Origin of the sequence: Luteimonas sp. MC1782 (assembly GCF_014164605.1) — a bacterium.
Taxonomy (GTDB): Bacteria; Pseudomonadota; Gammaproteobacteria; order Xanthomonadales; family Xanthomonadaceae; genus Luteimonas.
Genome location: NZ_JACJFT010000001.1, coordinates 434,593 through 455,019, shown reverse-complemented (window position 1 = coordinate 455,019; position 20,427 = coordinate 434,593). Strand labels below are relative to the sequence as shown.

At 67.2% G+C, this 20,427-nt stretch carries 23 protein-coding genes, 1 tRNA gene and 1 pseudogene; 22 read left to right on the top strand and 3 right to left on the bottom strand.

Going from position 1 to position 20,427, the window contains the following annotated elements; translation table 11 throughout:
* Positions 1–19 precede the first annotated feature (19 nt).
* Both scpB and H5368_RS02270 read left to right on the top strand, forming a co-directional pair.
* Positions 20–601, top strand: a pseudogene (scpB, locus tag H5368_RS02275) (SMC-Scp complex subunit ScpB); the annotation flags it as partial.
* Between the two features lie 193 nt (positions 602–794).
* Positions 795–2,411, top strand: a complete 1,617-nt coding sequence (locus H5368_RS02270) for a pseudouridine synthase (RefSeq protein WP_182820929.1) — start codon at positions 795–797, stop codon at positions 2,409–2,411.
* A gap of 45 nt (positions 2,412–2,456) precedes the next feature.
* Here the strand turns inward: H5368_RS02270 and H5368_RS02265 are convergent, their stop codons facing one another.
* Genes H5368_RS02265 through H5368_RS02255 form a run of 3 tightly spaced genes read right to left on the bottom strand, consistent with a single transcriptional unit; the run spans position 2,457 to position 4,799 of the window.
* On the bottom strand, positions 2,457–2,744 hold the full coding sequence (locus tag H5368_RS02265) for a DUF3247 family protein (RefSeq protein ID WP_182820927.1): 288 nt from the start codon (positions 2,742–2,744) through the stop codon (positions 2,457–2,459).
* A gap of 59 nt (positions 2,745–2,803) precedes the next feature.
* Positions 2,804–3,601: an amidohydrolase gene (locus H5368_RS02260; RefSeq protein WP_182820925.1), complete on the bottom strand. Its 798-nt coding sequence runs from the start codon at positions 3,599–3,601 to the stop codon at positions 2,804–2,806.
* 52 nt (positions 3,602–3,653) lie between these two features.
* Positions 3,654–4,799 carry a pyridoxal phosphate-dependent aminotransferase gene (locus H5368_RS02255; protein WP_182820922.1) on the bottom strand — a complete coding sequence of 382 codons (1,146 nt, stop codon included), beginning with the start codon at positions 4,797–4,799 and terminating at the stop codon, positions 3,654–3,656.
* A gap of 78 nt (positions 4,800–4,877) precedes the next feature.
* On the opposite strand from H5368_RS02255, the gene H5368_RS02250 reads away from it, so the two are divergent.
* The 20 genes from H5368_RS02250 to H5368_RS02155 all read left to right on the top strand — a co-directional run bounded on the left by H5368_RS02250 (position 4,878) and on the right by H5368_RS02155 (position 20,424).
* On the top strand, positions 4,878–5,360 hold the full coding sequence (locus H5368_RS02250; protein WP_182820920.1) for a DUF3293 domain-containing protein: 483 nt from the start codon (positions 4,878–4,880) through the stop codon (positions 5,358–5,360).
* A 36-nt stretch (positions 5,361–5,396) separates the two neighbouring features.
* The gene (gene ccmA / locus H5368_RS02245) at positions 5,397–6,044 is read left to right on the top strand and encodes a heme ABC exporter ATP-binding protein CcmA (protein ID WP_182820918.1); all 648 of its coding nucleotides are present in this window, start codon (positions 5,397–5,399) and stop codon (positions 6,042–6,044) included.
* Positions 6,044–6,712, top strand: a complete 669-nt coding sequence (ccmB, locus tag H5368_RS02240; protein ID WP_182820916.1) for a heme exporter protein CcmB — start codon at positions 6,044–6,046, stop codon at positions 6,710–6,712. The genes ccmA and ccmB overlap by 1 nt, the downstream gene beginning before the upstream one ends.
* Positions 6,713–6,853: 141 nt before the next feature.
* Entirely contained in the window at positions 6,854–7,603 is a 750-nt protein-coding gene (locus H5368_RS02235) for a heme ABC transporter permease (RefSeq protein WP_182823668.1), read from the top strand.
* A complete protein-coding gene (locus H5368_RS02230; protein WP_182820914.1) occupies positions 7,600–7,770 on the top strand; it encodes a heme exporter protein CcmD in 171 nt (56 codons plus the stop codon). The genes H5368_RS02235 and H5368_RS02230 overlap by 4 nt, the downstream gene beginning before the upstream one ends.
* Complete coding sequence (ccmE, locus tag H5368_RS02225; RefSeq protein ID WP_182820911.1) at positions 7,767–8,255, top strand: cytochrome c maturation protein CcmE; 489 nt, start codon at positions 7,767–7,769, stop codon at positions 8,253–8,255. Before H5368_RS02230 ends, ccmE begins: the two co-directional genes overlap by 4 nt.
* The gene (locus H5368_RS02220; protein ID WP_182820909.1) at positions 8,256–10,178 is read left to right on the top strand and encodes a heme lyase CcmF/NrfE family subunit; all 1,923 of its coding nucleotides are present in this window, start codon (positions 8,256–8,258) and stop codon (positions 10,176–10,178) included.
* Entirely contained in the window at positions 10,175–10,750 is a 576-nt protein-coding gene (locus tag H5368_RS02215; RefSeq protein ID WP_182820907.1) for a DsbE family thiol:disulfide interchange protein, read from the top strand. The genes H5368_RS02220 and H5368_RS02215 overlap by 4 nt, the downstream gene beginning before the upstream one ends.
* Complete coding sequence (locus H5368_RS02210) at positions 10,750–11,208, top strand: cytochrome c-type biogenesis protein (protein ID WP_182820905.1); 459 nt, start codon at positions 10,750–10,752, stop codon at positions 11,206–11,208. Before H5368_RS02215 ends, H5368_RS02210 begins: the two co-directional genes overlap by 1 nt.
* Positions 11,208–12,287 (top strand): cytochrome C biogenesis protein, encoded by a 1,080-nt coding sequence (locus tag H5368_RS02205; RefSeq protein ID WP_220486479.1) that lies wholly within the window; start codon positions 11,208–11,210, stop codon positions 12,285–12,287. The genes H5368_RS02210 and H5368_RS02205 overlap by 1 nt, the downstream gene beginning before the upstream one ends.
* A 51-nt stretch (positions 12,288–12,338) precedes the next feature.
* Entirely contained in the window at positions 12,339–13,454 is a 1,116-nt protein-coding gene (locus tag H5368_RS02200) for a homoserine O-acetyltransferase (RefSeq protein WP_182820901.1), read from the top strand.
* Between the two features lie 70 nt (positions 13,455–13,524).
* Positions 13,525–14,133 carry a cysteine dioxygenase family protein gene (locus H5368_RS02195; protein WP_182820899.1) on the top strand — a complete coding sequence of 203 codons (609 nt, stop codon included), beginning with the start codon at positions 13,525–13,527 and terminating at the stop codon, positions 14,131–14,133.
* A 57-nt stretch (positions 14,134–14,190) separates the two neighbouring features.
* Positions 14,191–14,277 (top strand) — tRNA-Leu (locus H5368_RS02190).
* 85 nt (positions 14,278–14,362) lie between these two features.
* Positions 14,363–15,442, top strand: a complete 1,080-nt coding sequence (locus H5368_RS02185; RefSeq protein WP_182820897.1) for a site-specific integrase — start codon at positions 14,363–14,365, stop codon at positions 15,440–15,442.
* Positions 15,439–15,999 carry a hypothetical protein gene (locus tag H5368_RS02180; protein ID WP_182820895.1) on the top strand — a complete coding sequence of 187 codons (561 nt, stop codon included), beginning with the start codon at positions 15,439–15,441 and terminating at the stop codon, positions 15,997–15,999. Before H5368_RS02185 ends, H5368_RS02180 begins: the two co-directional genes overlap by 4 nt.
* 96 nt (positions 16,000–16,095) lie before the next feature.
* Positions 16,096–16,293 carry a DNA-binding protein gene (locus H5368_RS02175; protein WP_182820893.1) on the top strand — a complete coding sequence of 66 codons (198 nt, stop codon included), beginning with the start codon at positions 16,096–16,098 and terminating at the stop codon, positions 16,291–16,293.
* Complete coding sequence (locus H5368_RS02170) at positions 16,290–16,565, top strand: hypothetical protein (protein ID WP_182820891.1); 276 nt, start codon at positions 16,290–16,292, stop codon at positions 16,563–16,565. Before H5368_RS02175 ends, H5368_RS02170 begins: the two co-directional genes overlap by 4 nt.
* Positions 16,565–16,831, top strand: coding sequence for a hypothetical protein (locus H5368_RS02165; protein ID WP_182820889.1), 267 nt, complete (start codon positions 16,565–16,567; stop codon positions 16,829–16,831). The genes H5368_RS02170 and H5368_RS02165 overlap by 1 nt, the downstream gene beginning before the upstream one ends.
* Positions 16,832–17,116: 285 nt before the next feature.
* Positions 17,117–19,501 (top strand): phage/plasmid primase, P4 family, encoded by a 2,385-nt coding sequence (locus H5368_RS02160; protein WP_182820887.1) that lies wholly within the window; start codon positions 17,117–17,119, stop codon positions 19,499–19,501.
* A 203-nt stretch (positions 19,502–19,704) separates the two neighbouring features.
* Positions 19,705–20,424 carry a hypothetical protein gene (locus tag H5368_RS02155; protein WP_182820885.1) on the top strand — a complete coding sequence of 240 codons (720 nt, stop codon included), beginning with the start codon at positions 19,705–19,707 and terminating at the stop codon, positions 20,422–20,424.
* The last annotated feature ends 3 nt before the right edge of the window (positions 20,425–20,427 follow it).

Here is a 20,427-nt window from a genome sequence, read left to right as displayed (position 1 = left end):
CGTCCGCCACGGGACCTCCATGGATCAAGACCTGACCAAACGCATCGTCGAAGCCGCGCTGCTCGCAAGCAGCCAGCCGCTGACGGTCGCCCAGCTCGACGCGCTGTTCCCGCTCGACGAGCCCGCGCCCGACGACGCCGTCGCCCAGGCCCTCGAGGCGCTGCAGGCCGAAAGTGCGCAGCGCGGCGTGGAGCTGGTTGAAGTGGCCTCGGGCTGGCGCTACCAGGTAAGGGCCGACGTACACGCCTGGGTCGCGCGGCTGTGGACGGAGCGCCAGACGAAGTACACGCGCGCCACGCTGGAGACCCTGGCACTGATCGCCTACCGCCAGCCGATCACCCGCGGCGAGATCGAGCAGGTGCGCGGCGTGGCCACCAGCAGCAACATCATCAAGGCGCTCGAGGAACGCGAATGGATCCGCGTCGTCGGCCACCGCGACGTTCCCGGCCGCCCGGAGTTGCTGGGCACCACCAGAGGCTTCCTCGATTATTTCGGGCTGAAGCGCCTGGACGAATTGCCGCCGCTGTCCGAACTGAAGGACTTCGGCGAGCTCGAGCCACAGCTGGTGTTCGACCGCGTGCCGGCCGACGGCGCCATGCCGGTCGGCGACCTCGCGATCGATGGGCTCGATGACATCGGCGACGACGACACGGACGACACCGCTGACACGGCGCCAGACCACACACCCCCCGACGCCGCGGACGCCGCTGCGCCGGATCTCGACACACCCCAGCCGCAGGACGCGGCATACACAGATGCCCTCGCCGTAGAAGGCGACAGCACCGGAGCAGAGAATGACTGAAGACAAGAAGGGCGGCCGCAAGCTGTCGCTCAAGCGCGGCACCGACGCCAACGGCGTCCCCGAGGCCGCCACCCCGCGCATGGAAGAACGCCTGCACAAGGTGCTCGCGCAGGCCGGGCTCGGCTCGCGGCGCGCGCTCGAGCAGCGCATCGCCGACGGCCTGGTGAAGGTGAACGGCGAAGTCGCGCAGACCGGCATGAGCATCCGCGGCGGCGACCGTGTCGAACTCGACGGCCGCAGCTTCGTGGCCAGCGCGCTGACCGAACCCGCGCGCGTGCTGATCTACAACAAGCCCGAGGGCGAGGTCACCACGCGCGAGGATCCCGAAGGCCGGCCGACCATATTCGACTCGCTGCCCACGCTCAAGGGGGCGCGCTGGATCGCCATCGGCCGCCTCGACATCAACACCACCGGCCTGTTGCTGCTGACCACCGACGGCGAGATCGCCAACGCGATGATGCATCCGTCGTTCGAGGTCGCGCGCGAGTACGTGTGCCGTGTCCGTGCGCCGGAGGGCGAGGACAAGGTGGACGAGAAGATCGTCGACCGCCTGCGCCGTGGCGTGGCGCTCGAGGACGGCCCGGCGAAGTTCGACGAGGTCAAGCGCATCGGCGGCACCGATTCCAACGAATGGTTCCAGGTGCTGCTGAAGGAAGGCCGCAACCGCGAGGTCCGCCGGCTGTGGGAGTCGCAGGGCTGCCAGGTGAGCCGCCTGAAGCGCATCCGCTACGGCTCGGTGGAACTGCCGCAGCCGCTGCTGCGCGGCCAGTCGCAGGAGCTCGCCGCGGACAAGGTCGAGGCCCTGCGCCGCGAGCTCAAGCTCGATGACGGCGCACCTGCGGCGCTGACCCTGCTGCCGGTGATCGGCCAGCGCAGGGCATCCAAGTCCACCCTGCATGTCGGCGACCGCCCGCGTTCGGCCGGCTACGTCGGCGGCCACAGCACCGCCGACGAAGGCCGTGAACTGCGCCGCTTCGACAACGTCCGCGAGGACCGCGGCCGTCGCGGCCAGCACCGGCCCTCCGGTGGCCTGACCGTCACCGGCGAGGCGGCGGCGCGCCAGTCGCACAATCCGCTCAAGCCGCGCCGCGACCAGCGTGCGCTGCCCGAAGGCAACCCGGCGGCGTTCCGCAGCTGGTACGTGCCGGACGGCGTCGACACCGGCCCGAGTGGCCATCGCAACGCAGGCCCTGCGGGGCCCAAGCCGTATGGCGCGCGCAAGGCGGGTCCGGGTGGCGGCCAGGGCCGGCCCGGTGGCGGCGGACAGGGGCGTCCCGGCGGTGCCGGCGGCCCGGGTGGTGGCAAGCCGCAGCGTGCGGCGCGTCCGTACGGCCATCCCGGCAATGCGCCCTCGTTCCCGTCCGACCACGCCGGCGGGTATGCCGCGCAGGAACGTCCGCGTGGCGCGCGCCCGGCGGGCGCACGTCCGGGTGGTGCACGCCCGGGTGCCAGTGCCGGACCCGGCCGTCCCGGCGGGCGCCCCGGTGGCAACCCCGGCGCAGGCAAGCCCGGCGGCGGTCGTCCGGGTGGCAGCCGCCCGGCGGGTGGCAACCGCGGCCCGCGAGGTCCAGGTGGTGGCGGTGGTGGCGGCGGACGTCGCGGCGCCTGACGCCAGGATGCGCGATACGGTTCCCCGCAGCTGCGGGGGCCGTGCCTAGGCGGTTCCGAGCTGGCGGATCCCGCTGATGTCGTCCAGCCACAGGTAATGGGTCTGCGGCGGATCGTGCGCGTCGTCGATGCGCACGACCGCGTTCAATCCTTCCTGCCCGTGCGTGTCCAGGAACACCTGCACGATGGGCCGCATGGCGACGGTGCCCTGCACCAGGCTGCCGTCGCGCATGGTCACCGCAACGATCGCCTCGTCGGGCAGCAGGGCGCTGCGCGCCTCGATCGCACGGATGTCCTCGTTGCGGGTGAGTACCCTCGGGGCGACCTGGCCCATGGCCGACTCCTGCGCTGTGATGGCGCCATCGTGCCCCCGCGATCGTCAACGGCGCGCGATCAGACCCCGTCGAGGCTGAAGGCGTCGCCGTCGAGCAGCGCCGGGAACCGCGCGCGGTGGGCCGCGAGCTCGCCGGCCAGCAGGGTCGTGGTGACCACCACCTCTTCGTCGGTGCATTCGCTCAGCGCCGTACCCATGAAGTCGATCACCGCACTGTCGCCGTCGTACGCCAGGCCGTTGCCGTCACGGCCGACGCGGTTGAGGCCGGCCACGTAACACAGGTTCTCGATGGCGCGCGCACGCAGCAACGTCTTCCAGGCATGCGCGCGCGCCGCAGGCCAGTTGGCGATGTAGAACTGCAGGTCGAACTCCGGGCGACCGTCCGCGTCCTGGCGGTTGCGCGCGAACACCGGGAAGCGCAGGTCGTAGCAGACCAGCGGATTGATCCGCCAGCCCTTGAGCTCGACCACCAGGCGCGCCTTGCCCGCGGCATAGCGTTCGTGCTCGCCCGCGTAGCGGAACAGGTGGCGCTTGTCGTAATGCAGCACGTCGCCCTTCGGGTCCACCCAGAGCAGGCGGTTGAACACCTGGTCGCCGTCGCGCAGCTGCACGCTGCCGGCCACCACGGCGCCGATCGCAGTGGCGTGCTGGCGCATCCAGGCGACCGTCGGCCCGTCCATGCCTTCGGCCTGGTCGAGGGCCGCGTTGCTGAAGCCGCTGGTGAAGGTTTCCGGCAGCAACACCAGGTCCGTGGTGCCGCGCAGCGGGGCGATCAGCTCACCGTAGTAGTCGCGGTTGCCGGCGGGGTCGTGCCAGAGCGTGTCGCCCTGGACAAGGGAGATGCGCAGATTGTCCATGCCGCGATCTTAATCGCTCGGGGCGGCATTGCGCACCGCCCCGGCGACCAGGCTAGAGCCGCCGCAGCCGCTCGATCGCAGCGTCCAGCGTGGCCTGGTTCTTGGCAAAGCACAGCCGCGCCAGGCGCTGCCCGGCGGGCGGCGCATCGTAGAACGGTGACAGCGGGATCGCCGCGACGCCGTGCTCGACCGTGAGCCAGCGGCAGAAGGCCGCGTCGTCGAGGTCGCTGACGCCGGAATAGTCGACCAACTGGAAATAGCCGCCCGGCACCGGCAGCGGCCGCAGCCGCGTTTCCAGCAGCCGGGCGCGGAAGGCGTCGCGCTTGGCTTCGTAGAACGCGCCAAGGCCGAGATGGTGCTCCGGCTCCTCGCGCAGCATCTCGGCGAAGGCGTGCTGCGCCGGCGCGAAGGTACAGAACACGTTGTACTGGTGCACCTTGCGGAATTCGGCCGACAGCCCCGGCGGTGCGATGCAGTAGCCGACCTTCCAGCCGGTGCAGTGGTAGGTCTTGCCGAAGCTCGACACCACGAACGTGCGCTCGCGGAGCGCCGGATGGCGCAGCGCCGATTCATGGCGCGCGCCATCGAAGACGATGTGCTCGTAGACCTCGTCCGACAGCAGCCAGACGCCGGTCTCTGCGACGATTGCGGCCACCTCCTCCATGTCCGCCGCCGACAGCATCGCGCCGGAGGGGTTGTGCGGCGAATTGATGATCAGCATGCGGGTGCGCGGGCCGATCGTGTCGCGCACGCGCTGCCAGTCCGGCGCGAACGTTGCCGGGTCGAGCGGCACGTGCACCGCGCGTGCACCCGCAAGGTCGATCGCCGGCTCGTAGCAGTCGTAGGCCGGATCCAGCACCACCACCTCGTCGCCGGCGCGCACCACGGCATGGATGGCGTTGAAGATCGCTTCGGTGGCGCCGCTGGTCACCGTCACCTCCGCATCGGGATCCGGGCGGTGCCCGTACAGCGCGGCGGTCTTGTCGGCGATCGCCTCGCGCAGCGCGGCGATGCCGGTCATCGGCGCGTACTGGTTGTGGCCCGCGCGCATCGCGCGGTCGAGCGCATCGACCAGCCGCGCGGGCACGTCGAAATCGGGAAAACCCTGGCCCAGGTTGACCGCGCGGTGTTCGGCGGCCAGCTGCGACATCACGCTGAAGATGGTGGTGCCGACCTTGGGCAGTTTGGTGCCGGGCATCGCGATTCCTCCATTCCGGCACCGTGCCGGGAAACGATGGAGTTTACGGGGGCGGCGGCAGCAGGTTAAATCGCCGGCATGCCCGCCCCACTTCCCCCCGATGCCAGGACGCTGTCGCTGCTGGCGGACGCCTACCTCGATGCCGAGTACCGCTGGGGGCTGGACGGCGACTGGCACGACGTCCGCATCGGGCTGCCGATGCCCTCCCTCGACCTCGCGTACCCGGCTGCCACGAGCTTCGGGATCCTGTCGGCGTGGGACCCGGATTCCGTGCCGCGCGAAGACGCGGTCAATCGCCGTCAGGATGCCGCCCTGCAGGACATGCTGCTGGAACGCGGCGCGCCGCACCTGCCGGCCTTCGCCTCCGCGGTCAACCGCAGCTGGCGTGAGCCGGGCTGGCTGGTGATGGACATGGCGGTCAACGATTTCGATGCGCTCGCACGGCGTTTCGAGCAGCTCGGCACGCTGTGGTGGCCGCGCGGCGGCGTGGTGCGACTGCGCATGTACGCGGCACGCCCTGCGGGATACGAACGCCAGGACCTGGTCGACTGGCTAGAATGACCGCCACCTGGTCGCCGTCGCGGCCGCGGCCGCACGATGCCCGAGTCCCCTGATCCGCCACCAACGCCGCTGCTGTCCGCGCGCGGCCTGCGCTTCGCGCGCAATGAGCTGCCTGTGTTCGGCCCGGTCGATTTCGACGTGGCCGCGGGCGAGGCATTGCTGGTGCAGGGCGACAACGGCGCCGGCAAGACCACCCTGCTGCGCGTGCTCGCCGGCCTGCTGCATGCCGACGGCGGTGAGCTCAGGCTGCAGGGGCGGCCAGCGGTCCCTGCGCTGCGCGCACGCCTGGTGGCCTACCTCGGCCACCTCGCGGCGCAGAAGGCCGACCTCGGCGCGCTCGAGAACCTGGAGTTCCTGTGCGGCCTGCACGGCAAGCGCGCGGGCATGTCGCTCGAGGAGGCGATGGCGACCGTCGGCCTCGCCGGCTATGAGGACGCGCTGGCGCGCCAGCTGTCGGCCGGACAGCGCAAGCGCCTGTCGCTGGCGCGCCTGTGGCTGTCGCCGGCGCCGCTGTGGCTGCTCGACGAGCCCTACGCAAACCTCGACCTGGACGGCATCGAACTGGTGAACCGCATGGTCCAGGCACACCTGCGCGACGGCGGCGCGGCACTGGTCACCACCCACGGCGCCTATGCGGCGCCTCCTGTACGCACGCGCCTGCTGACACTGGAGCGGCCGTCGTGATGTGGCCTGCCGCCCGCGCGCTGGTCGTGCGCGACGTTCGCCTGCTGTGGCGGCGGCGCGGCGATGCCCTGCAGCCGGCGCTGTTCGCGCTGCTGGTGCTGGTGCTGTTCGCACTCGCCCTGGGCAGCGAGCCGGTGATGCTGGCGCGGGTGGCGCCCGGGGCGCTGTGGGTCGCCGTGCTGCTGTCCGGGCTGCTGGCGCTGGACACACTGTTCCGCGGCGATGCCGATGACGGCTCGCTGGAACAATGGCTGCTGGCGCCGGTACCGCTCGCCTGGCTGGTGCTGGTGCGCGTGGCCACGCACTGGCTGACGACCTCGCTGCCGCTGCTGGTGGCGATGCCGCTGCTGGCGGAACTGATGGGCCTGCCACGGGAGCACCTGCCGGTGTTGATGGTGTCGATGGCGCTCGGCACCCCGCTGCTGGCGCTGCTCGGCGCGGTGGTGGCCGCGCTCACCGTGGGCATGCGCCGCTCCGGCATCCTGGTCGCCCTGCTGGCGCTGCCGCTGTACGTGCCGGTGCTGGTGTTCGGTGCCGGCGCGGTGACCGCGTCCGCGCAGGGCTTCGACCCGGTCGGCGGGCTGCTGCTGCTGGCAGCGGGCCTGGTGGCGGCGCTGGTACTGGCGCCGCTGGCCGCGGCGGCGGCGATCCGCATCGCGCTGGGCTGAACCGTCCCGGCCATCGTGCTTGGCCCGGCGCAGGAAACCTGAAAAAATGGCCTGTCAGCGGGACATGTCCGACAATGCGACACGCTCCCCCTGCCCTGTGGGGCCCTGCCCCCTCCGCCTGGCGAGAACCTGATGTCGCAGATGCACCCGGTGATCCGCTGGTTCCACCAGCTCGGGTCACCCCCCTACTTCGACCGCTTCGCCGCGCGCTGGGCGCCGTGGGGGTACGGACTGGGCCTGCTGCTGATGGCCGTGGGCGCGTACGGCGCGCTGTTCCAGGTGCCGGCCGACTACCAGCAGGGCGACAGCTTCCGGATCCTCTACATCCATGTACCAGCGGCATGGATGAGCCTGGCCGTGTTCGGCCTGATGGCGCTGTATGCCGCGATCGCGCTGGTCTGGCGGATCAAGTTGTGCGAGATCCTGGCGATGGCCTGCGCGCCGGTCGGCGCCGCCTTCACCCTGGTGACGCTGCTGACCGGGTCGATCTGGGGCAAGCCGATGTGGGGCACCTGGTGGGACTGGGATCCGCGCCTGACCACGGAACTGGTGCTGCTGTTCCTGTACCTGGGCGTGATCGGGCTGTACCACGCCATCGACGACCGCCGTGCCGCGGCGCGCGCCGCCGGCCTGCTGGCGGTGGTCGGGGTGGTGATGCTGCCGGTCATCCGCTACTCCGTGGTGTGGTGGAACTCGCTGCACCAGGGCCAGACCATCCGCCTGTTCGGCGAATCGTCGATGGACGCGAGCATGCTGCCGCCGCTGGTGTGGATGCTGGTCGGCACCAAGCTCTGGTTCGCCGGCTCGCTGCTGGCGCGCGCGCGCGCCGACAACCTGCAGCGCGAGGCCGGCAAGGACTGGGTGCGGCGGCAACTGGAGGGGCCGGCGTGAGCTACCGCGAATACGTGATCGCCGCATACGCCGTGTTCGCGGCCATGCTGGCCTGGGATTTCGTCGCCCCGCGCCTGCGCATCGCGCGGCAGGTACGCATCACGCGGCGACAGGCCGCGCGTACGGCGCCGCGGCGCACCGACACCACTGGAGAACTGAAGCGATGAATCCCACCCGACGCCGGCGCCTGTGGTTCGTGGTCGCGCTGGTCGTGGCCGCGAGCCTGGTTGCCGTGCTGGTCGCCGCGGCGCTGCAGCGCAACGTGGCCTATCTGTACACGCCCGCGGAAATCCTCGACGGCCGCGCCGGCACCGAGGTCGCCTCGGGCGCAAGCCGCTTCCGGCTGGGCGGCATGGTGGCGGGCGATTCGTTCCGGCGCGAGGCGGGCTCGATGGAGGCGCATTTCCGCGTCACCGACGGCGATGCGGAAATGCCGGTGGTGTTCGCCGGCATCCTCCCGGACCTGTTCCGCGAGAACCAGGCGGTGGTGGCCACCGGCCGCATGCGTGATGACGGCACCTTCGTCGCCGAACAGGTGCTGGCCAAGCACGACGAGACCTACGTGCCCAAGGAAGTCGCCGACAAGATGGGTCTGGCGCACCAGAAGCACGACGTCACCCTGCCCGCCGCGCCTGCCCCGGGCGACCGCTAGGTGTTGCCCGAACTCGGCCAAGCCGCGCTGGTCCTCGCGCTGCTGTTCGCACTGCTGCAGGGCGTGTTGCCGCTGGCCGGCGCCAGTCGCGGCCACGTTGGCTGGATGGCGGTGGCGCGCCCCGCGGCGGTCGCCCAGCTGGTGCTGGTGGCCGCGGCCTATGCGGCGCTGACCGCGGCCTTCGTCGGCCAGGATTTTTCGGTGCGCTACGTGGCCGACAACTCCAACTCGCTGCTGCCGATGGTCTACCGCTACACCGCGGTGTGGGGCTCGCACGAGGGTTCGCTGTTGCTGTGGTCGCTGATGCTCGCCGCCTGGAACGCCGCGGTGGCGCTGACGTCCGGGCGCATGCCGCTGCATTTCAGCGCACGCGCGCTCGGCGTGATCGGCCTGGTGGCGGTGGGCTTCCTGTCGTTCATGCTGTTCACCTCCAACCCGTTCGAACGCCTGCTGCCGGCGGCGCTGGAAGGCCACGATCTCAACCCGCTGCTGCAGGACCCGGGGATGATCATCCATCCCCCGATGCTCTACATCGGCTACATCGGTTTCGTGGTGCCGTTCGCGTTCTCGATCGCCGCGCTGCTCGAAGGCGACCTCGACAAGCGCTGGCTGCGCTGGACGCGGCCGTGGACCAACGTCGCCTGGGGCTTCCTGACGCTGGGCATCGCGTTGGGCAGCTGGTGGGCGTACTACGAGCTCGGCTGGGGCGGCTGGTGGTTCTGGGACCCGGTGGAGAACGCGAGCTTCATGCCGTGGCTGGTCGGCGCCGCGCTGCTGCATTCGCAGGCGGTCAGCGAGAAGCGCGGCAGCTTCAACAGCTGGACCATTCTGCTCGCGATCGCGGCGTTCTCGCTGTCGCTGCTCGGCGCGTTCCTGGTGCGTTCGGGCGTGCTGACCAGCGTGCATTCGTTTGCCGCCGACCCGTCGCGGGGGCTCTTCATCCTCGCCTTCCTCGGCATCGTGATCGGCGGCGCGCTGCTGGTATACGTGCTGCGCGCGCCGAAGATGCAGGACGGCAAGCCGTTCGCCGCCAGCTCGCGCGAGACCCTGCTGCTGGTCAACAACCTGCTGCTGGCCTCGGCCTGCGCGATGGTGCTGCTGGGCACGCTGTACCCGCTGATCGCCGACGCGCTCGACCTCGGCAAGATCTCGGTCGGCCCGCCCTACTTCGGCACGCTGTTCCTGGTGCTGATGGCGCCGCTGGTCCTGCTGATCCCGTTCGGACCGCTCACCCGCTGGCAGCAGGAGCAGCCGTCGCGGCCGCTGGCGATGCTGGCACCCTGGTTCGCGCTGGCGCTTGCGCTCGCGGTCGTCGCCTGGTTCACCGCGCCGCAGGGCGCGGCCAAGACCGCGGCCGGCGTGGGCGGCGCCGCCTGGGTCGCGTTCGGCACGCTGCGCTTCGTGTGGACGCGCTTCCGCGCGAAGGGCGGCCGCTTCACCGCCGAGATGCTGGGCATGACCCTGGCGCACCTGGGCGTGGCGGTGTTCGTGATGGGCGCGCTGCTGGTGGAGGCGCAGAACGTGCTGCGCGAGCTCCCGATGACGCCGGGGCAGACACACGAGATCGGCCGCTACGCGTTCCGCTTCGACGGCGTGGAGCGGGTGCCAGGCCCCAACTACATGGCCGACCGTGGCACGGTGCAGGTGTTCCGCGACGACAAGCCGCTGACGCTGCTGCATCCCGAGAAGCGTGCGTATGCGAGCGGTGGCCAGGTGATGACCGATGCCGGCATCCACGCCGGCGTGACCGCCGACATCTTCGTGGCGCTGGGCGAGCCGCTGGGCGGCGAAAGCTGGGCGGTGCGCCTGCACGTCAAGCCGTTCGTGCGCTGGATCTGGTCGGGCGCGCTGCTGATGGCACTGGGTGGATTCGTGACCGCAGCCGACCGGCGCTTCAGGTTGCCGCCGAGGGACGCACAATGAACACGCCCGCACCCGCCAGCCGCAGCCGCCGGCTGCTTGCACTTGCCATCGCAGGTGGTTTCATCGTCCTGGTTGCGCTGCTTTATTACGGCGTCCGCCAGTCCGACCGCCCCGACCGCGAGTCGCTGCCTTCACCGCTGATCGGGCGCGCAGCCCCGGAGTTCTCGCTGCCGGTCCTGCACGATGCCAGCTACCGCGTTGGCAGCGCCGACCTGCGCGGCCAGCCCTACCTGCTCAACATCTGGGGCAGCTGGTGCCCGGCCTGCCGCGACGAACATCCGGTGCTGGCGAAGTATGCCGAGACCAAGCGCATCCGCGTCATCGGCTACAACTGGAAGGACGAGCCGGCCGATGCGCTGCGCTGGCTGGAACAGTTCGGCAATCCGTACTGGGTGGTGATCACCGACTACGAAGGCCGCACCGCCATCCAGTGGGGCATCTATGGCGCACCGGAAACGTTCCTGGTCGACGCCCAAGGCATCATCCGCTGGAAGCACGTCGGGCCGCTGACCGACGAGATCGTCGACGAGGTGTTGGCCCCGATGGTGGACGCCATGGCGAAGGAAGGATGATGGCGCGTACCGCACTGCTGGCGTTCCTCGCGTGCCTGTTGCTCGCGGTGCTGCCACCGGCGCCGGCCATCGCGCAGGTGGTTCGCGACGTGGCGCCCCTGGAGTTCCAGGACCGCGCGGAGGAGCGCCGCTTCCACGCGCTGGTGTCCGAGTTGCGCTGCGTGATGTGCCAGAACCAGTCGCTGGCCGATTCCGACGCGGCGATCGCCCACGACCTGCGCCGCGAGGTCTTCGACCTGATGCGCGAAGGCCGCAGCGATGCGGAGATCAAGACGTTCCTGGTCGAGCGCTACGGCGAATTCGTGCTGTATCGCCCGCAGCTCGGCGGCGGCACCTGGCTGCTGTGGTTTGGCCCGGGCATCGTCCTGCTGCTGGGCGCGGCGGCGCTGGTGCACGTGGTGCGCAAGCGCGCCGGCGTGAACCGCCTGACCCCCGATGACGACAGGCAGGAGTGGTGATGGCGATCGTGTTCATGATCGCGCTGGTGCTGGTCGCGCTGGTCGCCACAGGCCTTGTTGCGCTGCCGCTGCGCAAGGCATCACCGCGCGCGTACGCGGGCGTGGTGGCCGTGGTGCCGGTGCTGGCGCTCGCGCTGTACCAGATGCTCGGCAACCCGGCGGCGCTTGAAGCCGCGGCGCGCAGCGTCGCGGCTGCCCCGTCAGGCGCCGCGGAGCAGGTCGACCCGGCTGCGTTCCAGGCCGCCGTCAGCGAACTTCGCGAAGCGCTCGCGCGCAATCCCGACCAGCCCGAAGGCTGGCAGCTGCTGGCCCGCTCCCTCAAGGCGCAAGGTGATGCCGCAGGCGCGAACGCCGCCTACGCCAAGGCGCTGGAGCTGGTTGCCGATGATCCGGCACTGCTTGTTGAAGCCGCCCAGGCCCGCGCCGAGGCGCATCCCCGCAAGCGGTTCGACGACAGCGCGTTCGCCCTGCTGGAGCGCGCGGTGGCCCTCCAGCCGCGCGACCAGCGCGCACGCTGGTTCATCGGCATCGCCCAGCGCCAGCGCGGCCTGGATGCCGAAGCCGCCGCCACCTGGGAAGCCCTGCTGCCCGATGTCGATGCCGCCACGGCGCTGAGCCTGCGCGAGCAGATCGCCATCGCGCGCCAGGCCGCCGGTGCTGCACCGGGCGATGCGGCCGGCGCCGCCACAGCCAGCGCGGTGCCGCCTGCCGGACCCGTCTCGACGTCCGCCGGCCTGCGCGTCAAGGTCAGCTTGGACCCGGATTTCGCCGCGCGTGTACGCCTCCGCGGCGACGCCACGGTGTTCGTGATGGCGCGCGCGCCGGATGGCCCGCCGATGCCGGTGGCCGCCGAACGCCACGCCATCCAGGACCTGCCGCTCGACATCATGCTCGACGATGCCGACAGCCCCATGCCCACCAGCAAGCTCTCGCAACTGCGCGACGTGGTGGTGACCGCGCGCCTGTCCGCCAGCGGCACCGCGGAGCGGAGCGACAACGACATCGAGTCGGCGCCGGTGCGGGTCACGCTGCCCAGCGACGCCACCATCGAGCTGGTGATCGGTGCCGGGCGCGACTGACGCGTGGCTGTCATCGCGGCCGCGGCGACGTCGCGGTCTAGACTTGCCGCCATGACCGAATTCATTCCGCCCGGCACGCGCTGGATCGACCTGCCCTCGCCGTTCGCCATCAAGCGCGGCGGCGCGCTGCTGTCGGGCCGCGTGGCCTATGAGACCTGGGGCCGGCTTGATGCCGCATGCGGCAACGCCGTGCTCATCCTGACCGGGCTGTCGCCCGACGCCCACGCCGCTGCCAGCGAAGCCGACCCTTCCCCGGGCTGGTGGGAGGCGATGGTGGGACCGGGCAAGGCGATCGACACCGACCGCTGGTTCGTGGTCTGCGTGAACTCGCTCGGCAGCTGCAAGGGCTCGAGCGGTCCGGCATCGATCGACCCCGCGACCGGCGCGCCCTGGCGCCTGGCATTCCCGGAGCTGTCGATCGAGGACATCGCCGACGCCGCCGCGCACGTGGTGCGCGCGCTGGGAATCAACAAGCTCGCGAGCGTGATCGGCAACTCGATGGGCGGCATGTCGGCGCTGGCCCTGCTCGCGCGCCACCCGGGCATCGCGCGCAGCCACATCAACATTTCCGGCGCGGCGCGCGCGCTGCCGTTCTCGATCGCGATCCGCTCGCTGCAGCGCGAGGCCATCCGCCTTGACCCCAACTGGAACAACGGCGAGTACGACGAGGCGCACTACCCGGAAAGCGGCATGCGCATGGCGCGCAAGCTCGGCGTCATCACCTACCGCTCGGCGCTGGAGTGGGACGGGCGCTTCGGGCGCGTGCGCCTGGACTCCGACCGCCGCGACGGCGAGGACCCGTTCGGCCTGGAGTTCGAGGTCGAGAGCTATCTCGAGGCCCATGCGCGGCGCTTCGTGCGCAATTTCGATCCCAATTGCTACCTCTACCTCAGCCGCTCGATGGACTGGTTCGACCTGGGCGAGAGCTGCGCCGGCACCACCGAAGCGGGCCTGGCCGCCATCCAGGTGGAGCGCGCGCTGGCGATCGGCGTGGCCACCGACATCCTGTTCCCGCTGCAGCAGCAGGAGCAGATCGCCGACGGCCTGCGCGCCGGGGGCGTGCAGGCCGACTTCCTCGGATTGCCCTCGCCGCAGGGCCATGACGCGTTCCTGGTCGATTTCGAACGTTTCACGCCGGCGGTTGGCGGGTTCCTGGGCGCGCTGTAACCGCGCCGCGCTGGTGCGCTGCAACACGGGCGCTCGGGCGGCGATGCGGGCGGCGTCGTACACTCGAAGCATGACTGCAACCGCCAACACCATCGCAACCGCGGCACCCGACATCGCGTTCCCGGGCCGCGAACGCATGCTCACCGCCATCGACACGGCCATCGCCAGCGGCGATTGCCACGCGGTCACCGCGGCGCTGCGCACCGTGCTGTGCATCCTGATCCGCGATCCCGAGGTCAGGCTTCCGGACTGCGTGCACGCCCCGATCTCCGGCCACTACGCGCGCCGCGAGCTGTATCGCAGCGCGGTGCACGGCTACAGCGTGGTCGCGATGACCTGGGGGCCGGGACAGGGCACGCCGATCCACGACCATGCCGGCTGCTGGTGCGTGGAAGGCGTGTGGAACGGCGAGCTCGAGATCACCCAGTACGAACTGCTCGAACGCGACGGCGATCGCGTCCGCTTCCGCGCCGCGGGTGGCATCCAGGCAGGCCCGGGCAGCGCCGGCAGCCTGATTCCGCCGCACGAGTACCACACCATCCGCAACGCCAGCCCGGACGTGGTGGCGGTGTCACTGCACATCTACGAAGCGCCGCTGGAATGCTGCTCGCGCTTCGAGCCGCATTCGGGCGAGTGGTACCGGCGCGTCGACAACACGCTGCAGACCGACGCCGCCTGACGGCGATCGATCGCGACCCTCACAGCGCGCGCGGCGGACGATATACTTCGCGGCCGCGCCGGAATGGCGGAATCGGTAGACGCAGCGGACTCAAAATCCGCCGCCCTTAAAAGCGTGGGGGTTCGAGTCCCCCTTCCGGCACCAATAAAATCAATATGTTACGCGCCATTGCTTGCGTCTGACCCTGCCCCGTGGGACAACTACGGGACACAGGAGCCAACGAAAGCCAATGGCCACCATCGAAAAGCGCACTGCAAGTGACGGTACGACCAGCTACAGGGTGAAAGTCCGGCTGCGCGGTGAGCGGCCCAGGTCGCGCACCTTCCAGCGCATCACTGACGCCAAAGCATGGGCTGCTAAGGTGGAGTCGGACCTTGGCCACGGTGTGTACGTGCCCACGACTGCAGACAGGCGTACCAGTCTCGGCGACCTGATAGACAAGTACGTTACCGATTATCTGCCGGTCAAGGCGAACAATCGTGACCACGCCGGGCAGGTCGCCATGCTTTCATGGTGGCGTGAAGAATACGGTTTCGTCACCCTCGACAAGCTGCAGCCGGCTGTGTTCTCCGAAGCGCGTGGCAAGCTCGCAAAGCGGCTGAACCGCTACGGCAACCCGCTCAGCGGTGCCACAATAAACCGCTACCTTGCCGCCATTAGTGCGGTCTGCAAATGGGCGTGGAAGGAACTGCACGCGCTGCAGTCCAATCCAGTCCTAAGCGTGAGCAAAGCGGCCGAAAGCGAGGGAGTCATCCGCTTTCTGTCAGACGACGAGCGCAAAGCACTGTTTAAGGCGTGTAATGCCCACCCCAACCGAAACATTCGCACCGCCGTGACGCTGGCGCTTGCAACCGGTGCGCGCTATTCCAACATCCGCAATCTGCGATGGCCGGATGTTGACATGGACAGTTGGCGTCTATGTTTCCGCGAAACAAAGACTGGTCAGCCGCGATACGTCCCGGTCGTGGGCGTGGCGCAGAACGCATTGCGCGACCAATTTAACGCGGACCCCACTAAGGATGGATGGGTATTCAAGGGTCAAGGCGACAAGACCCCAGCCGACTTAGAAAAGCACTGGCGCGAAGTGCGGGACGCTGCCGACCTGCAAGACTTCCGATTCCACGATCTAAGACACACGACAGCCAGCTATCTGACACAAAGCGGCGCAGGGCTGGCCCAAGTTGCCGACGCGTTAGGCCACCGGACGCTTGTTATGGCTAAACGCTACTCCCACCAGTCAGGCGAGCACGTGCGCGCCACGCTGGCGACCATCGCAGACAGGCTGGCATCTGTGGAGGATGACGAATGAATATCGGCGGCCCCCTTGATGCGGACTTTGACGCAGACGCAGCGCGTATCCATATGCAGACAGAAGCGAGCGCACACGGCGTGGCAATCGACGCAGACGCGGTACTAACGACGCTGGCCAGTTGCGTCGGCTGGTATCGAGTCGAATGCGAGGTGCAGTCACCTAAAGAGCAGCGTGGCAATGCAGACAGAATTGTCACACTGCTGACAGAACTGCGCGAGCTGATGTCACTAGACTACATGAGTCCAGACTTCCGCGCACTGCTCCAAGAGAACATGCGAACACTTGGCGTTGCCGCTCCGGATTGGGCAAAGCTGCAGGTTTGTGCGACCAGCGCACGCGACAACCTACGGCAGCCGAAGCGTGGCGAGCGCACAAGTACAGCACCGAAGCATCACGCGATCCGAAGGTTATATGAATCAGTGCGGGCATCCACGACTCCGCAGATGGGGATGGAACTAGCCGACGAGCTCGCCGCCACCCTGTTCAGCGGTGCGGCCGGGGTTCCTACTCCAACCGACCGTGACGAGCTGCGAAAGATCACGCGGGGTAACTAACTCAAAGAATTCGCGTTCTACCCTGCGTCACTTTCGGGGGAAGTGACGCAGGGTATCCCACACCGGCCAATAACGGCCCTTGTGGAGGTAGCCGCGATGAAACGCGATCTAAAGACCGTCGCCGCGTTCGCAGCAGATGGGCCGTTTACCGAAGCGCAAGTGCGCTGGTGGATCTTCAACGAGTCACAGAACGGGCTGCAGGCCGAAGGTGCAATCGTGCGCATCGGCCGGCGCGTGTACATCGACACGCTGGCGTTTGATCGCTGGATTGAGGCACAGCAGGTGGCTGCATGACCGCCGGCATCTGGCCAGACCCGCTGCAGCAGTTCCGACAGCAGCAGCTGCTGAGTAGCGAGCACATCGCGCTAATGCGAATGGGCGTCATTGAGGAATATATCAAAGACACCTACGGCATCGACGCGACCGCCGAGAACGTGCCAGCCGAGATAAAGGCCGTGGCATTCCTGATGCTCCAGCGGTTGGACGCCGAGAACGACGAGCAGCGGGCCAAGTTCGATGCCGCGATAGCGAATGCAGCAGCGGCGCACCGCCAGGCGGTGCACTGATGAACGAGCTGATCACCGTAGCCGATATCTCCTACTTCCAGACCCGCTATGAAAAGACTTGGCAGCACACCCTATCGTACGCAATCGCGACTGCCATTGAATACGCGGAAGAGCACGCCCCGAAGTCTGCGAAGTTCATCGTGGCTCAGCTGCACCTCCGGTATGTCATGCAGACCGATCCCGGCGAGAAACAGCTAATCCGTCACGCCATTGATGGGGCGATAGAAGCGGCAAGGTGGGCTGAGAATGCACACACTCCCCGCTGATCCAGCGCTTGTCGAATACCTCATGCAGCGTAACGGGATGACACGCGGCCAGGTGCTAGAGAACTGGCGGACCGCGTGCGCTTGGCTTGGCCGATACAGCGTCAACATCCACGATCCCAAAGCGCAAGCGGCCTTGCAGTTGTTCACGCATGGCCTTTGTGCCAAGTCAGCGGACAGCGCGCAGTCATTCAAATTCTCCGCTGCGGAGCTACTGATGCCGCTGCTTTGATTTAGCCCGCTCCCACGTACTTGGCAGGCGTGGTTCTCAACCTAGGGCTAAACAAAATGACACCAAACTTTGACCGTGCGGTCGGCGGGCTTGCCGATATGCCGCAGTGGTTCCCGTGGCGATTGGAATGGGACGCCTCCGCTGGCAAGTATCACAAAACGCCCTGCGCTCACGATGGCAGCATCTATCGCGTGGATGCCAGCAATCCGGCTGCGTGGTTCGACTACGACACGGTGGCAGCTGTGGTGGCCAGGCTGAACGCTGCTACCCCTGGCCATGAGCTGCGTTATGCGATGGGGTTCTGGCTGACCGCTGATTGCGGCTACTGGCTACTTGACCTTGATCACGCTGATGGTTCCAGCTTTGCACAGCAGCTGGCCGCAGCATTTCCCGGTGCGATGGTGGAAGTTAGCAGCAGCGGCAAGGGTATCCACGTCATTGGCCGTGGTGTTGCGCCACCGCATCGGAACAAGCCACCGCAGGCCGTCGCCGCGCAGCTGGTGCCGTTGCAAATCGAGCTGTACAGCCAAAATCGCGGCATCTGCTTTGGCCTGACAGGTGAAGCCACGGGCTGCGCTGATGCGCGCTTTGATGTCGTGCCGTTGGTGGACGCCTACTTCCCCCCTAACCCCGTGGCCATTGGCAGCGGCCAGCCCGTAGCCGGTGCAGGCTTTACCGGCTCCGACGATGAGTTGATCGCGCGCGCAGTGAGCGCAAAAATGTCAGCGGCGGTAGCGTTCGGCGGTCGGGCATCATTCGCGCAGCTGTGGACCGGGCAGGTAGACAAGAATTCCGAGAATGATGCAGCACTAGCGGCCCACCTGCTGTGGTGGTGCGGCGGCGATGAGGATAGGACCGCGCGCTTGATGCTGCGTAGTGGCCTCTCACGAAGCAAGTGGCACGAGTCGCGGCCAGGTGGCACCTATCTCAGCCACACCATTAGCGAAATTGCCGCACGGTGCAGTTCCTACTATGTCGAGCAGGCCAATGTCTCGGTTACGCATGGCGAGGACGGCACCGCCAGCACGACAAGCGATTTGGCCAACGCCCGCCGCCTAAAGAATGTGCATGGCCAGGACTTGATGTATGTGCCGGGCATCGGCTGGCACGTGTGGACGGATGGTGGCCCCTGGCAGCCGGATGATGACCACGCGCGCCGGCTTGCGTTCGGCCTTGGCAAGATTATCCAGGCAGAAGCCCACGCAATGGACGATTGGGCGAACGACCCGGACATTAACGGCAGCGATGAACAAAAGCGCCGCCAAGGAATTCAAAAGAATCTCTCCCGGTGGGCTCGGTCATCTGAGTTTGTTGTCAGCGTGCGCCATACACTTGAGGCCGCGCAGACGATGCTCAGCGTCAAGGCAGACCAGCTAGACGCCTCACCGGAACTGGTAGGCACGCCATCGGGCGTCATCGAGTTGGCCACGGGTACACAGCGCGAACACCGCCGCGAGGATCGGATTACCAAACGTATAGCGGTTGACTACGATCCGGCAGCACGCGCGCCCACTTGGGAGAAGTTCATCGCCCGCATCATGGGTGGTGACCGGGAACTAATGATCTACCTGCAGACGCTGGCCGGCTACATGCTCAGCGGCGAGCGTGGTGAGCATCTGCTGCCGGTGTTCTATGGCTCCGGTGGCAATGGCAAATCGAAGTTTATCGAAGCACTGCAGGGCGTGATGGGCGACTACGCCGGAACAGCAGCGCCAGGCCTATTGCTGGCACGCAAGGATTCGGACCAGCTAGCGGCCATCGCTGCGCTCCGTGGCTTGCGGCTGGTCGTCGTGAGCGAGTCGGGCGAAACGGAACGGCTGGATGAGTCACGCGTAAAACAGATTACCGGCGGTGACAGGCTCACAGGCAGGCCGCTATATCAGAACTTCGTGGAGTTCACGCCCACGCATCTGGCGCTGCTGCAGACGAATCATCGGCCACGGGTAAGCGGCACTGACGATGGCATCTGGCGACGGCTCAAGCTGGTCCCGTTCGCTGTCAGCGTCCCGAAGGAAGAACAGGACGCCAACCTAGGGCAGAAGTTGCGCGCTGAGTTCCCCGGCATCCTTGCATGGATGGTGGAGGGTTGGCGGCTATACCAGCGGCAAGGATTTATCGAGCCGGCAGCGATAAAGATGGCCACGGCAGATTACAGAGGTAATAGCGATCAAGTCGGACTGTTCATCGCAGAGCGTTGCGTAATCGGTCCCGAACACACGACGTCGGCCAGCGCTATTTACGCAGCGTATAAATTTTGGTGCGCAGAGAATGGTGAGCATCCGATGACGCAGCGCGGATTCGGCCTCAAACTGTCTGAGAGACCCGGCATCATGCAGACTCGCACGATGTCGGCCCGAGGCTGGCGCGGGCTTGGTATCGCTTCACACGGCGATCTAGGGCACGTCGGGGGTCAGGTGGTGCCGCTGACCCGGCAGGCATGACCACGCCATGACGCAACATGACGCAATGACGTGTTTCTCACTATGTTTGCCCATGGAAGAATACAACCTATCTGTTTCCTCAAGAACTCTTCCAGCCTAGTAACATAAGGAAAGAAGCGTCATTGCGTCATCATGTGTCATACAATTGGCGCGTCTAAAGCTTAGCCGCCCTGGCTAGAGACAAGATATAGGAGATATCAAGAATGCGGTCGTGGCCGTTCGCATCCGTCGTAGGGCTTGCCATCCCATACGGGTTCTTGCTCGCAACTCTGTATCTATTCGCTCACTGGAGGCCGGTCGGACTGAATCCATTTCAGTTTGCGAACGCGGCCGACCTAGTGTCCGCAACTACGGCCGGCTTGATTGTGGGTCTTGGCACCTTGGTCGCGGGAGGGATCATCGGGATGTATGTGAGTAGCAAGTCAGTAGCCGCAGCGGAGATCGCGGGTCCAGACAAGCTGAGAACGGATATGCCGAAGAATATTGCAATCATCGTTGTGATAACTGTGACGGTAATAGTCATGACCGTTATTGCTTGGATAATGATGTCGCCATTTAGGTGGGTTTGCACAGGAGTGGTGGTGGCCATGTCCGCGCAGATAGCATTGGACGGCAATAAGTTCTTCGATTCGAGCTTCCCGCATATAAGTCAGAAAGTTGCGTTTTTGCAAGTGGCCATCATCCTGCCGTTCGCGTCGACGTATGCAGGTGAAAGGGACATCGAGAAAGTGCTTTCCGGGGACAGTGCGCGGGTTATCGACGCCGCGAGAAGCGAGGTAGGCGTAAACGTTGAAGATGGGGTCAGGTACGTTGGAATGCTTGGCGACTTTCACATACTGTTCGAGCCGGCGACGAGATCGACTATCGTTCTTCAATCCGACGCGAGAATAGTGTTCGCTAAGTTAAACAATGAAAAGATGTAATTA

Coding starts and splice junctions, on each gene's coding strand:
- H5368_RS02260 (WP_182820925.1), bottom strand. CDS start 3,601: ATGGACAATCTGCGCATCTCCCTTGTCCAGGGCGACACGCTCTGGCAC.
- ccmE (WP_182820911.1), top strand. CDS start 7,767: ATGAATCCCACCCGACGCCGGCGCCTGTGGTTCGTGGTCGCGCTGGTC.
- H5368_RS02255 (WP_182820922.1), bottom strand. CDS start 4,799: ATGCCCGGCACCAAACTGCCCAAGGTCGGCACCACCATCTTCAGCGTG.
- ccmA (WP_182820918.1), top strand. CDS start 5,397: ATGCCCGAGTCCCCTGATCCGCCACCAACGCCGCTGCTGTCCGCGCGC.
- H5368_RS02210 (WP_182820905.1), top strand. CDS start 10,750: ATGGCGCGTACCGCACTGCTGGCGTTCCTCGCGTGCCTGTTGCTCGCG.
- H5368_RS02200 (WP_182820901.1), top strand. CDS start 12,339: ATGACCGAATTCATTCCGCCCGGCACGCGCTGGATCGACCTGCCCTCG.
- H5368_RS02185 (WP_182820897.1), top strand. CDS start 14,363: ATGGCCACCATCGAAAAGCGCACTGCAAGTGACGGTACGACCAGCTAC.
- H5368_RS02250 (WP_182820920.1), top strand. CDS start 4,878: ATGCCCGCCCCACTTCCCCCCGATGCCAGGACGCTGTCGCTGCTGGCG.
- H5368_RS02265 (WP_182820927.1), bottom strand. CDS start 2,744: ATGGGCCAGGTCGCCCCGAGGGTACTCACCCGCAACGAGGACATCCGT.
- H5368_RS02215 (WP_182820907.1), top strand. CDS start 10,175: ATGAACACGCCCGCACCCGCCAGCCGCAGCCGCCGGCTGCTTGCACTT.
- H5368_RS02175 (WP_182820893.1), top strand. CDS start 16,096: ATGAAACGCGATCTAAAGACCGTCGCCGCGTTCGCAGCAGATGGGCCG.
- H5368_RS02270 (WP_182820929.1), top strand. CDS start 795: ATGACTGAAGACAAGAAGGGCGGCCGCAAGCTGTCGCTCAAGCGCGGC.
- H5368_RS02235 (WP_182823668.1), top strand. CDS start 6,854: ATGCACCCGGTGATCCGCTGGTTCCACCAGCTCGGGTCACCCCCCTAC.
- H5368_RS02195 (WP_182820899.1), top strand. CDS start 13,525: ATGACTGCAACCGCCAACACCATCGCAACCGCGGCACCCGACATCGCG.
- H5368_RS02155 (WP_182820885.1), top strand. CDS start 19,705: ATGCGGTCGTGGCCGTTCGCATCCGTCGTAGGGCTTGCCATCCCATAC.
- H5368_RS02165 (WP_182820889.1), top strand. CDS start 16,565: ATGAACGAGCTGATCACCGTAGCCGATATCTCCTACTTCCAGACCCGC.
- H5368_RS02160 (WP_182820887.1), top strand. CDS start 17,117: ATGACACCAAACTTTGACCGTGCGGTCGGCGGGCTTGCCGATATGCCG.
- H5368_RS02180 (WP_182820895.1), top strand. CDS start 15,439: ATGAATATCGGCGGCCCCCTTGATGCGGACTTTGACGCAGACGCAGCG.
- H5368_RS02170 (WP_182820891.1), top strand. CDS start 16,290: ATGACCGCCGGCATCTGGCCAGACCCGCTGCAGCAGTTCCGACAGCAG.
- ccmB (WP_182820916.1), top strand. CDS start 6,044: ATGTGGCCTGCCGCCCGCGCGCTGGTCGTGCGCGACGTTCGCCTGCTG.
- H5368_RS02205 (WP_220486479.1), top strand. CDS start 11,208: ATGGCGATCGTGTTCATGATCGCGCTGGTGCTGGTCGCGCTGGTCGCC.